The sequence below is a fragment of the Arcicella rigui genome, from assembly GCF_034929435.1.
Classification (GTDB): Bacteria; Bacteroidota; Bacteroidia; order Cytophagales; family Spirosomataceae; genus Arcicella; species Arcicella rigui.
The window spans coordinates 115,707-127,648 of sequence record NZ_JAYFUM010000003.1; the positions used below are offsets into that span (position 1 = coordinate 115,707).

Genomic DNA, 11,942 nt, shown 5'->3' on the forward strand with positions numbered 1-11,942 from the left:
AACCAATTAATGTTGTACGTGTTTATTAGTCGTAATCAAATGCAAAACTAAGTCATTCTAAACTTTTGACATTCATCTTTGACAAAGTATTGAGCCTTGTTTCAGAATTAAATATTTCTGAAAAGTATAGACTGTAAAATAAGTAAGACAAAATTATATTTTTCCAAGATAGCTTTTGAAAGCAAGTCTTTAGCCTTATTTTTGAATTCTAAATTGGTCGTGTAGTTGTTTTTATTAGTTTTTAGTTGTTGATTTACCCAAATTTTGACGGCTTTTATCACTAATCAGTAAACGCTATTCAACCTTTTACCAAAAACAGTAAATTTTCCCTATAATAATAAAAATGGCAGAAATCATAACCATGCCCAAAATGAGCGACACCATGACTGAAGGTGTTGTTGCAGAATGGCTCAAAAAAGTTGGCGACCCTATAAAGACAGGTGACGGCTTGATTGCAGAAATCGAAACAGATAAAGCGACAATGGAGCTTGATTTGGACGAAAGAATGGATTTGAGCAATTTCAAAGATTGCCGAATTTTATACATTGGTTTAGAGAAAGGTAAGGCCGTACCAGTAGATAGTATTATTGCTATCATTGGAGAGAACGGTGAAGCTTACGAACATCTTTTGGGTGGTGCTGTTGCTCCAGCCGCTGCTGTTCCTGCTACTCCAGAAGCTCCAGTAGCCACTGCAAGTGCTGCTCCAGCCGTTGATACTTCTAATATCAAAGCTGAGGCAATCGGAATGCCTAAAATGTCGGATACGATGATGGAGGGTACTTTGGTGACTTGGCTCAAGAAAGTAGGTGATTCAATCAAAGCGGGTGATGCTCTTTTGGCAGAAGTGGAAACTGATAAAGCTACCATGGAATTTGATTTAGATAATTTCATCGACGTTACTAAATACAATCCTTGTACTTTATTGTATATCGGTATTGAAGAAGGTAAAACAGTAAATGTAGATGAAGTTATTGCTGTAATTGGCGAACCAGGTGCTGATTTCCAAGCTTTGTTGAATAATGGTAAAGCAGCTTCTGCTCCAGCGGCGGCAGCTCCTGTGGCTTCTGCAACACCAGCTCCAGCGGCTAAAGTTGAAGAAGTATCGACAAGCTCTGATGCCGACGGACGTGTAAAAGCATCTCCATTAGCAAAAGCTTTGGCGAAAGACAAAGGTATCAACATTGCTCAAGTAAAAGGCTCTGGCGAAAACGGAAGAGTAGTAAAAGCTGATATTGATAATTTCGTGCCTGCTGCGGCAGCTGCACCGAAAGCTGAAGCACCAGCAAAAGCTGCGGCTGCGAAACCAGCTTTCGTACCAGTGGTTACTGGCGAAGAAAGTTACGAAGAATTCCCCGTGAATCAGATGCGTAAAACGATTGCACGTCGTTTGTCAGAATCTAAATTCTCTGCTCCTGAATTCTACTTAACCATGGAAATCAACATGGATAAGGCAATGGCTGCAAGAGTATCAATGAATGAAATTTCACCAGTGAAAATTTCATTTAACGATATGGTAATTAAAGCAGTTGCTGTGGCTTTAACGAAGCATCCAAAAGTGAATTCTTATTGGTTAGGTGATAAAATCAGAATCAACCACCATGTACATATCGGTATGGCTGTGGCTGTTGAAGATGGTTTATTAGTACCAGTAATTCGTTTTGCGAATACAAAATCTCTTTCTCAAATCTCGGCAGAAGCAAAAGATTTAGGAGGAAAAGCTAAAAACAAACAGTTACAACCTAAAGATTGGGAAGGAAATACTTTTACAGTAAGTAATTTAGGTATGTTCGGTATCGACGAGTTTACTTCAATCATCAACCAACCTGAATCTTGTATTTTGGCAGTTGGAGGTATCAAAGAAACAGTTGGTGTGAAAAACGGACAATTCTATGCAACAAACGTTATGAAAGTAACCCTTACTTGCGACCACCGTACAGTAGATGGTGCAACAGGTGCAGCTTTCTTACAGACTTTCAAACAATTATTGGAAGACCCATACAAATTGTTGGTATAGTCGTTTTATACAGCATAAAAAGGGTACAGGATTTGTTTTCTGTACCCTTTTTATGTTTTGTTGCTTGATAGGCTTTTACAGCAATATAAATAATAAGACTATTATTATCGAAGAGCGTTTACGAAGTAATACTTGTATGAATGATAATGGAAGAGTGTATAAAACAAAAAAGACTCTTCAAATACTTGAAGAGCCTTAGTAGTCCGTACGGGAATCGAACCCGTGTTTCATCCGTGAAAGGGACGTGTCCTAACCCCTAGACGAACGGACCATTGGGTTATTGTAACTTAATTTTGACAAATTTTTATTCACTAAAACTTATCATCACAAAACATTATTTGTGATTAGAATTAAAAACCCTTCATATTGAAATGAAGGGCTTTTGTAGTCCGTACGGGAATCGAACCCGTGTTTCATCCGTGAAAGGGACGTGTCCTAACCCCTAGACGAACGGACCATTGGGTTAAAACGTTTTCGATATTTTGTATCGTTGTTCGTTTTTCGTGGTGCAAAGGTAGGGAGAATATTTAGAATACACAAACGCATTTTTGAAAAAAAACTTAACAAATATTTAAAATGCCTGATTTTCAAAAGATTGGAATCAAATATTTTTTTAAATTTTTTGCAAAAAAAATAGAAAGTGAAATTGTTCTTTTTTGGAATATAAATAAATTATAAATTTAAGTTTTAAAAATACCATTTGAATAAACAAAAAATTAATTGAAATACTATGAATCAAATGACTACAACCTCTTTAATCTCGAAAAGTGCTTGGGAAAATATAAAATCGGATAAAGAACTGTTTAAAAGTTTTGAAGAAAGCGTTTTGCCGCCTTATATCAATACCTGTCGATGGTTTGCTGGTAAAGCCCGTACACAAGAAGCCTTTCGGGTAAAAGTTGCTTTAGAAATTCCAATCAAAGAATCAATTGCATTACTTATGATTATTGAGGTAGTGTATGATGATGGTGAAAAGGAAAATTATTTGCTTCCTGTCTCATTTATTGATTCAGCCCAAAATAAAGATATTACAGCCAAAGGAATAATCTCTTTAGCCTATATTAACGACAAAAGAGGAATTATTGTTGATGCAATTTACGATGAACGTTTTCAACAAGCTTTGTTTTATCATTTAGCTCATGCAGAAAATATTTCTCAGAAAGAAAGTAAAATTGAATTTAATAGAGGAAAGGGATTTCTGGGCGAAGACATCAATGCTCCAATTTCTTCAAGAGTATTGCCTGTTGATTCTTCTAATTCAGCCATTGTTTTTGGTGACAAGTACTTTTTGAAACTGTATCGCAAACTTTTTACGCAGACCAATCCAGAAGTGGATATGGTAGAGTTCATTACCGAAAACTCAGATTTTGCTTACATTCCCGCTTTTGCAGGAAGTTTGGTTTGGAAAAAAGAGAAAGAAGCAGACATTACGCTGGGAATGATGCAGCGAATGGTAGAAAACCAAGCTGATAGTTGGGTACAAACAGGCGAGCAGCTTAATGAGTTTGTAGAGGCTTTTGTTGATAAATCTTTTTCTATTAAAGAAGAAGTATTCGACCAAGTAGAGCTTTTGGCAAAACGTACCGCAGAAATGCACATTGCATTGTATGCCCCTAATGCAGGAGTGATGTTTGCTCCTGTGAGTTTTGATGATGAATACCGAAAATTTTTATATAAACGACTCTCTGATTTATTAGACAGACGTTATAATTTATTGATTGAGAATTATACCAAGATTACAGATTTAGTTACTCGCAAACTGGCTTGGGATTTTATGGAAGCAAAAGAATTGATTGATGAGTTTGCGAATGAAATCCTTACTCGCCCGATTGAATCGCAAAGAATAAGAATTCATGGTGATTATCATTTAGGACAAGTATTAGCCACGCAAAATGATTATATCATCATAGACTTTGAAGGTGAACCTGAAAGCTCAATTGCAGATCGAAAAATTAAGCATTCGCCTTTGAAAGACGTTGCCGGAATGATTAGAAGTTATCATTATGCTATTTCAGCCAAAATGTTAAATGAAAGTGTTGTAAGTACTGCCGACCCTCATAGAATACAAACGGCTTCAGACCGTTGGTATAAGCTTATTCAGCAGACTTACATGGAGAAATACTTGGAAACTTTTGGAAGTCCACATCCGCTTTTTAAAAACAATAATGAAATTAACTTTTTAATGTTGATTTATTTACTCGAAAAGGCGGTTTATGAGTTGGGCTATGAAATTTCTTATCGCCCAGATTGGGTAAAAATTCCGCTTAAAGGAATTGTCAACGTAATTAGAGAAATAGAAAAACTTAAAATGTAATTTCTATTAAACGACGAAAGCCTCGATTTTTCGAGGCTTTCGTTTTGTATTAGGCTTATTTTAATTCTTTGAAAGTAGGAAGTATTTTGTCCTTAGCTGAAACGATTGGGTCGGCGATTCCCCAATCAATATTAAGGTCTGGGTCATTGTAAATAATACCTGATTCAGACGCTTTATTCCAATACTCAGTACATTTATAAACAAAAATAGATTCTTCAAGAGTAACAAAGCCATGAGCGAAGCCAGGAGGAATAAAAAGCATATTTCCGATTGAGGCATCTAAAATTACTTTTTCATGTTGACCAAAGGTTGGAGAATCTCTACGAATATCGACTACAACATCCATTACTTTTCCTGTCATACAACGGACTAATTTTCCTTGAGCAAAAGGCTCGTATTGGAAATGTAAACCACGAATAACTCCTTTTTTAGACCAAGAGTAATTGTCTTGTAAAAAATTGTAAGGAATCCCATTCGCTGTGAAGAGTTTTTGATTATAAGATTCATAAAAATGACCTCTTTCGTCTTCAAATTTAGTTGGAATACATTCAACTAAGCCTTCTATTTTGTGGTTCTTAAATTGCATTAGGGAAAAATAATTAATTAGAAATGGAAAATATTTTGTTTTTTGGCAACTAACAAACTAATATTGCTCACAAAAATATGCTTATTCATAAGATTAAACAAATTTCTTCTCCCAATTAAACATAGAAATTTCAAGGAGAAAATTAAGAATTTCATAAATGACAAAATCGCAACTTTTCGAGCAAATCTTGCAGAAACAATCTTATTTGTGTGTCGGTTTAGATACAGATATTCAGAAGATTCCAAAACATTTACTTCAAACAGAAGACCCCATTTTTGAGTTTAATAAGCAAATTATCGACGCAACTAAACAATTTGCTGTTGCCTATAAGCCTAATATTGCCTTTTATGAAGCTTTTGGTGCAAAAGGGTGGGAGAGTCTTCAAAAAACCTTAGAATATATTCCTGAAGATTGTTTTACTATTGCTGATGCCAAGAGAGGCGATATAGGTAATACTTCTGGTTTGTACGCCAGAGCTTTTTTTGATAAAAAATCTTCTGGACTGGAATTTGATTCAGTTACCGTTGCTCCTTATATGGGTGAAGATTCTGTGACGCCTTTTTTAGATTTTGAAGGAAAATGGGTAATCCTTTTGGCACTTACTTCGAATGCTGGAAGTAAGGATTTTCAAAATTTAGTGACTACCAACGAAAAACAGCTTTTTGAGGAAGTACTTACTAAATCGCAAGAATGGGGAAATTCAGAGCAGTTGATGTATGTAGTTGGAGCTACAAAAGCTGATATGTTGCAAAGTATTCGGAAAATTGTTCCTGAGCATTTCCTTTTAGTGCCGGGTGTGGGTGCTCAGGGAGGTAGCTTAGAGGAAGTATCGAAATATGGTATCAATAGCCATTGTGGCTTGTTGGTAAATTCTTCGAGAGCAATTATTTATGCTTCTTCAGGAGAAGATTTTGCTGAAAAAGCAGCATTTGAGGCTAAGAAAGTACAGTTAGAAATGCAACAATATCTGACGACTTATTTGCCTCATTAATTATTTTAACTTGATTTGAGTATAAAAGTAAAAATTAAGGCTATATGATAGTTGAAAAACCTGCTCCGTGGGAATTGACGGGTGATGCATACATAATGTTGTATAGGTTTTCAAAAGAATTTGTCTTTGAAAATGGCTTTTTGGAAGATTTTCAGAAAAACAGGTTTTTAGGATATTTCGGAGCGGTAGTTTTGGTAGATTATCATTCTTCGGATGTAGGCCCTTACCAAGAATTACTTTTCATTCCGGGAATGTTTACTTTCGACTGGCAAAAGGTTTTTTCGATTTCTAAAATTTATGTTTCTACTTTGGCAAGTGCTGAAAACGGACAAGAAAATTGGGGGATACCTAAGGAAATAGCTTCGTTTAAATGGGATAATTACTTAGAGAAGAAAACAGAAGTACTAATAAATACGCAGGAAAAAGCTTTTTTTTCTGCCGAATTTAAGGAGAAATATTTTTCGATTCCCGTTAAAAGTTCAATTTTCCCTTTTAAAATTGTTCAACGTAAAAATGACGATTTGTTGCTGACACAACCAAGCTTTTCGGGTGATATTTGTATTACGTCAGTGAAGAAAATAATGGTTAATCTCAATTATTTCCCTGATATATCCAAGGTTAATCCTTTAATCACTTTTAAATTAAAGAATTTTGTGATGAAGTTTCCAAGCCCAACAGTCAAAAAAAAATATTTCTAAGAATAATATTAATAAATAATAGCGTGTTTTCTTGTTGTTTGTAAAATGAGTTTCTATATTTGTGGAGGTTTACAAGGAATCAATTTATGGAAGGTATTCAATCTTGATTCTATTCTATCTTGTTTTTATCCTCAATAGCATTCCGCCAAATGTTAGAGTGAGAAAGACTCATTTTGAGTCATTTTAAATCTCCAAGATTTATTATCTCTTCTTTACGGCTTTCAGTGTCTATTGATACAAACTTTCAAGAACCCATATTTTTTTTAGAGAAATCTCGTTATTTATCACGTTAGAATAATCACGGATATTTATATCCATCAAAATAACTACTTAGGCGGATTGTATAAAGACTTGGAGCTATGCACCAAGTCTTTATTTTTTTGTTTAATTCAAAAAAAATATCTGTCCTATAAAAGTACAATTTTTCAGGATTGACTAAAAAAAAGTATAACTTATACGTTTAACTATTTAAGAAATGTTAAATCATTAATTATCAAGATAATGTGCATTTTTACTATTTTATAGTATTTAATTTTTTACGTTCAAGGACGATTTTAAAAACTCACATCAAAATTTTAGCTTGGAATGATAAAATTCTTGTTTTGTGTAAATCTTGAAAAAATTATAGCAGCAAGGTATTGACAACAATTAATTTATGTTAATTTTACAGTGTCAAACAAAACAATTATGGCGGTAATTATTTTTTTGACAAACAAAAAGTACTTTAACTTCTGATTTATGGCGGTAAAAAAGAAATTAGGGTATTTTTGTCAGGTAAATTCGAAAGATTTTATTTGAAAAAAAGTATTTCTATAATAAGACTCTTGAATTGGCGGATTCAAGAGTCTTATTTTTTTATAGGCTTACAATAAAAAAGGTGCGATTTTCATCACACCTTTTTCTTTTTATAGAGAGTCCTATTTTACCTTTAATACTGATGCACCTAATGGAGGTAAAGTCAATGAAATAGAGTAAGCCTTTCCTTGCCAAGCAATTTCATCAGCCATGATGAGTGATTTATTTGTTTTTCCACTTCCCCAGAATTCATGGCTATCTGAGTTGAAAATTTCGGCCCAAATGCCTTGCATTGGCACGCCAATACGATAATTTTCTCTTGGAAGCGGTGTCATGTTCAGAATAATAATAAGTTGTTCTTTATGTACATTTCCTTTTCTGGCATATACAACTACTGAATTATTTCTATCTGAAGTATCAATCCATTCAAAGCCATCTTGAGAGAATTGTTTTTCGTAAAGTGCTGCTTCGGTTTTGTACAGATGATTCAGTGCTTTCATTAAGTTCTGAACACCACGATGTGGAGCGTGTTCTAAAAGCCACCAATCCAAACTTTTCTCAAAGTTCCACTCAGAAGTTTGTCCAAATTCACCTCCCATAAATAGAAGATTTGTTCCTGGGTGAGTGAACATATAAGAGAAAAGCAAACGTAAATTAGCGAATCTTTGCCATTCATCTCCAGGCATTTTTTCAAGAAGCGACTTTTTGCCATACACAATTTCATCGTGTGAGAGTGGCAACATAAAGTTCTCTGAGAAAGCATATACCGTAGAGAAAGTAAGCTGGTCTTGATGATGACGGCGATACATTGGGTCTTTTGCAAAGTACTTCAAGGTATCATTCATCCAGCCCATCATCCATTTTTGACCAAAGCCCAAGCCTCCTGTGTAAATCGGTCTTGAAACACCTGTAAATGAAGTTGATTCTTCAGCAATTACCTGAATATCTGGAAATTGTGAGTACAAGGTTTCGTTAAGTTCTTTGAATAAAGAAATGGCTTCAAGATTGTGGTTACCTCCGAAAATATTAGGTTCCCATTCACCTGCATTTCTTGAATAATCCAAGTATAACATTGAAGCAACAGCATCTACTCTTAATCCGTCTGCATGGTAGCGTTCTAACCAGTAAATGGCATTCGAGATTAAAAAGCTGCGTACTTCATTACGTCCGTAATTGAAAATATATGATTTCCAGTCTGGATGGTAACCTCTTCGCATATCTGGATGTTCGTATAAATGTGTGCCATCGTACTCATAAAGACCATGAGCATCTCCAGGGAAGTGAGAAGGAACCCAGTCAAGCAAGACGCCAATATCGTTTTTATGACATTCTTCTACCAAGTACATAAAGTCTTGTGGCGTACCAAATCTCGAAGAAGGAGCAAAGTAGCCTAATACTTGATAACCCCACGATGGTTCGTAAGGGTGTTCCATTACAGGCATAAACTCGATATGAGTAAAGCCCATGTCTTTTACATAGTTGACTAATTGGTCGGCAAGTTCAACAAAGGTTAATTTTTCATTACCATTTTTTCTTCTCCATGAACCTACGTGTACTTCATAGACTGACATCGGTGAACTTAGTGAATTTTTTGTATGACGTTTTGCCATCCATTCACTGTCTGTCCATTCGTACCAGTTATCCCAAACAATAGAAGCTGTAAGGGGTGGAACTTCAAAATGTTGGGCATAAGGGTCCATTTTTTCAAGGAAAGTTCCATTTTGTGTTTCAATACAAAATTTATAGATTTCTCCTTTACCAATATGAGGCACAAAACCTTCCCAAATACCAGAAGAATCCCAACGCACAAAGAGTTGGTGAGAGAATTTATCCCAATAGTTAAAGTTACCAATGACAGACACACTTTTGGCTGAAGGAGCCCAAACTGAGAAATAAACCCCTGGTACGCCTTGATATTCTGTTAAATGAGAACCAAACTTTTCAAAAAGTCTGTAATGTTTACCCGATTTGAATAGACTTATGTCGAAATCAGAAAAACGGCTAAATACTTCTACATTTTTAAGAATCACTGGGGCAGGTGGTTGAGTTTCTTCTGTGGCTGTTACGACTGTTTCGGTTATTAAAGGTTCTTTTTTACTCACTTTTTTCTTACTTTTTTCGGTTGTTTGAGTAGTTACTTTTGACGTTTTTGCCATTTTGTTTATAGTTAATGGATTTTTTGCAAAGAAAATTAATATCGAGTTTTGGTAAAGATAAAGTTTCTTTTGAACAGATGGAATACACCTATTAAATTAATCAATAATAGTTCTATTCAGTCGTTGAGAGATGATTATGAAAATATAAATATTTTCACGGAAAAGTCTATTTTTTTATCAAATATACAACATTTAAGTTTTTTTACTAATGCTTATGTTGATTTTTAATCAAAAAAAATGAAGATTCTTATCGTATTTTGAAAGGATAAATGAGGGTTACTTGCTCACGATGTTTGAAATTTTGCATCATCATGAGCAAGTAATTTATGGTAAAGATAAGCTTAATTTTGACCTGCTAAAAGATAGAGTACTGCCATTCTAACAGCTACTCCATTTTCTACTTGGTCGAGAATGATAGAGTGATGCGAATCGGCTGCATCTGAACTCAATTCAACTCCTCTGTTGATTGGTCCGGGGTGCATCACAACGATTTCTTTGTTTAAATCGTCTAACATTTTTTTATTAATCCCAAAGTACAAAGAGTACTCTCTTAAAGTTGGGAAATATTTGATTTGCTGTCTTTCTAATTGGATTCTCAGAACATTGGCCACATCACACCAAGCCAAGGCTTCTTTTACATTGTGTGATACTTTTACGCCAAGTTCATTTACGTAGCGTGGAATCAAGGTAGAAGGGCCGCAAAGCATTACATCTGCTCCTTGTTTTTTCAGAGCGAAAATATTTGAAAGAGCTACTCTTGAATGTAAAATATCGCCGATGATAGCAATTTTTTTCCCTGCTAAATCATTTCCCAGTTTTTCTCTGATTGAAAAAGAGTCTAATAAAGCTTGAGTAGGGTGTTCGTGCGTGCCGTCTCCTGCATTCACAATATTGGCAGCAATATGTTTTGAAAGGAAATGAGGTGCTCCAGGGCTTGCGTGACGCATCACAATCATATCGACTTTCATTGCCAAAATGTTGTTGACTGTATCGAGTAGCGTTTCACCTTTTTTTACAGAGCTTCCCGAAGCTGAGAAATTAATCGTATCAGCCGATAAGCGTTTTTCTGCCAATTCAAACGATAAACGAGTACGGGTTGAATTTTCAAAAAAAACGTTGGCAATCGTAACATCACGAAGTGAAGGGACTTTCTTAATCGGACGATTAATCACTTCTTTGAACTCTTGAGCTGTTTGCATGATGAGTTCAATGTCATCGGGTGTTAAGTCTTTAATTCCCAGAAGATGTCGAGTACTTAGTTTTTGCATGCTATTTCGTAATTAACCAAATGTTATCGGCTTCATGCCCTTTTTCTTTCCATTCTACCAATACTTTTTCGGTATCAATAGTATTCACTTTTTTTCCTACATAATCTGGATTAATGGGTAAATCTCGATTATAAATTCTATCAATCAATACACATAATTCTACCTTTTTTGGGCGACCGAAGGCTGTCATGGCATCAAGTGCTGCCCTTACCATTCTACCAGTGGCTAAAACGTCATCAATTAAAATGACTTCTTTGTTTTCAATAATAAAAGGTATTTTGGTAGCATTTGCCTTCACCAATTCACGGCGACGGTAATCGTCTCTATAAAAAGTGGCATCTAAGTAACCAATCGGAATTTTTACGCCTGTAATGGTTTCTAATTCTTGATGAATGCGATTGGCAAAAAATACACCTCTGGGTTGTAAGCCTATAATTACGGAATTAGCAAAATTCTGATGATTCTCAATCAATTCTTGACAGAGACGGCTGATGGTAATTTCCAGAAGGGGGCTTGATAGGATAAGTTTGTGTTGCATTGAGTTTGTTGATTCTCTTGAGCTATTTGCCAAAGAATCGTGTCGCAAAGATAGTATGCTTTATGGATTGCTGAATTATGCAAGCTACTTTTTTTACTCTTGTGATGTTTTTTTATCGTAAATCAGGCATTTTTATTTTGTTCTTGTAGAATTCTACGATGATAATTGATTTGCCCAAGATGATAAGTAAGATGTCCGTGAAGATGAATTAAAAAATACTCCGTCGTCATTTCGTAACCTAAAACTTCTTCAGGATATATTTCTGAAAGGCTATTTGCTGAAATGTTATCAAGTGTCTGGAGGACGATTTGCTCCGTTTCTGAAATGGAATTAAGGAGTACCGCTTGAGCAATATTTTTGGAAGAAAATTCTGCTTCACGGTTTCTGATATAAGCGATTCCACCTAAGTTTTTTCCAATATAAGTTTTTAGATTTCCGACTAAATGTAAAGCTAAATTTCCTCCCGAATTAGTAATTCCTTCTGTTACTTTCCAAATATCAACTTCATTTTTATAGGCTTCTATTTCTCGGTAAAGTACTTTCAAATCTCTTTGAAAAAGTTTAGCAATACTATTTTTCATT

Annotated in this window: 9 protein-coding genes and 2 tRNA genes; 4 read left to right on the forward strand and 7 right to left on the reverse strand. The window is 35.0% G+C overall.

Going from position 1 to position 11,942, the window contains the following annotated elements; all coding sequences use genetic code 11:
- The first annotated feature begins 343 nt into the window (after window positions 1-343).
- Window positions 344-2,014, forward strand: coding sequence for a 2-oxo acid dehydrogenase subunit E2 (locus VB248_RS02715; RefSeq protein ID WP_323295196.1), 1,671 nt, complete (start codon window positions 344-346; stop codon window positions 2,012-2,014).
- Between the two features lie 199 nt (window positions 2,015-2,213).
- On the opposite strand, the gene VB248_RS02720 is transcribed toward VB248_RS02715, so the two are convergent.
- Together VB248_RS02720 and VB248_RS02725 are read right to left on the reverse strand one after the other, a co-directional pair.
- Window positions 2,214-2,285 (reverse strand) — tRNA-Glu (locus VB248_RS02720).
- 114 nt (window positions 2,286-2,399) lie between these two features.
- A tRNA-Glu gene (locus tag VB248_RS02725) sits at window positions 2,400-2,471 on the reverse strand.
- Window positions 2,472-2,753: 282 nt separating this feature from the next.
- Between VB248_RS02725 and VB248_RS02730 the strand changes: the two genes are divergently transcribed.
- Window positions 2,754-4,328 carry a putative maltokinase gene (locus tag VB248_RS02730; RefSeq protein WP_323295197.1) on the forward strand — a complete coding sequence of 525 codons (1,575 nt, stop codon included), beginning with the start codon at window positions 2,754-2,756 and terminating at the stop codon, window positions 4,326-4,328.
- 55 nt (window positions 4,329-4,383) lie between these two features.
- On the opposite strand, the gene rfbC is transcribed toward VB248_RS02730, so the two are convergent.
- Window positions 4,384-4,914 carry a dTDP-4-dehydrorhamnose 3,5-epimerase gene (gene rfbC / locus VB248_RS02735; protein WP_323295198.1) on the reverse strand — a complete coding sequence of 177 codons (531 nt, stop codon included), beginning with the start codon at window positions 4,912-4,914 and terminating at the stop codon, window positions 4,384-4,386.
- 157 nt (window positions 4,915-5,071) lie between these two features.
- On the opposite strand from rfbC, the gene pyrF reads away from it, so the two are divergent.
- Together pyrF and VB248_RS02745 are read left to right on the forward strand one after the other, a co-directional pair.
- The gene (gene pyrF / locus VB248_RS02740) at window positions 5,072-5,905 is read left to right on the forward strand and encodes an orotidine-5'-phosphate decarboxylase (protein ID WP_323295199.1); all 834 of its coding nucleotides are present in this window, start codon (window positions 5,072-5,074) and stop codon (window positions 5,903-5,905) included.
- A gap of 44 nt (window positions 5,906-5,949) precedes the next feature.
- Complete coding sequence (locus tag VB248_RS02745) at window positions 5,950-6,603, forward strand: hypothetical protein (RefSeq protein WP_323295200.1); 654 nt, start codon at window positions 5,950-5,952, stop codon at window positions 6,601-6,603.
- Between the two features lie 917 nt (window positions 6,604-7,520).
- On the opposite strand, the gene glgB is transcribed toward VB248_RS02745, so the two are convergent.
- From glgB to VB248_RS02765, 4 genes are all read right to left on the reverse strand, one after another.
- Window positions 7,521-9,554, reverse strand: coding sequence for a 1,4-alpha-glucan branching protein GlgB (gene glgB, locus VB248_RS02750; protein ID WP_323295201.1), 2,034 nt, complete (start codon window positions 9,552-9,554; stop codon window positions 7,521-7,523).
- Between the two features lie 341 nt (window positions 9,555-9,895).
- Window positions 9,896-10,822: an aspartate carbamoyltransferase catalytic subunit gene (locus tag VB248_RS02755; protein ID WP_323295202.1), complete on the reverse strand. Its 927-nt coding sequence runs from the start codon at window positions 10,820-10,822 to the stop codon at window positions 9,896-9,898.
- A gap of 1 nt (window position 10,823) precedes the next feature.
- Window positions 10,824-11,360 (reverse strand): bifunctional pyr operon transcriptional regulator/uracil phosphoribosyltransferase PyrR, encoded by a 537-nt coding sequence (gene pyrR / locus VB248_RS02760; protein WP_323295203.1) that lies wholly within the window; start codon window positions 11,358-11,360, stop codon window positions 10,824-10,826.
- A gap of 122 nt (window positions 11,361-11,482) precedes the next feature.
- Window positions 11,483-11,941, reverse strand: coding sequence for a DUF1572 family protein (locus VB248_RS02765; protein ID WP_323295204.1), 459 nt, complete (start codon window positions 11,939-11,941; stop codon window positions 11,483-11,485).
- Between the last annotated feature and the right edge of the window lies 1 nt (window position 11,942).

Coding starts and splice junctions, on each gene's coding strand:
- VB248_RS02715 (WP_323295196.1), top strand. CDS start 344: ATGGCAGAAATCATAACCATGCCCAAAATGAGCGACACCATGACTGAA.
- VB248_RS02730 (WP_323295197.1), top strand. CDS start 2,754: ATGACTACAACCTCTTTAATCTCGAAAAGTGCTTGGGAAAATATAAAA.
- rfbC (WP_323295198.1), bottom strand. CDS start 4,914: ATGCAATTTAAGAACCACAAAATAGAAGGCTTAGTTGAATGTATTCCA.
- pyrF (WP_323295199.1), top strand. CDS start 5,072: ATGACAAAATCGCAACTTTTCGAGCAAATCTTGCAGAAACAATCTTAT.
- VB248_RS02745 (WP_323295200.1), top strand. CDS start 5,950: ATGATAGTTGAAAAACCTGCTCCGTGGGAATTGACGGGTGATGCATAC.
- glgB (WP_323295201.1), bottom strand. CDS start 9,554: ATGGCAAAAACGTCAAAAGTAACTACTCAAACAACCGAAAAAAGTAAG.
- VB248_RS02755 (WP_323295202.1), bottom strand. CDS start 10,822: ATGCAAAAACTAAGTACTCGACATCTTCTGGGAATTAAAGACTTAACA.
- pyrR (WP_323295203.1), bottom strand. CDS start 11,360: ATGCAACACAAACTTATCCTATCAAGCCCCCTTCTGGAAATTACCATC.
- VB248_RS02765 (WP_323295204.1), bottom strand. CDS start 11,941: ATGAAAAATAGTATTGCTAAACTTTTTCAAAGAGATTTGAAAGTACTT.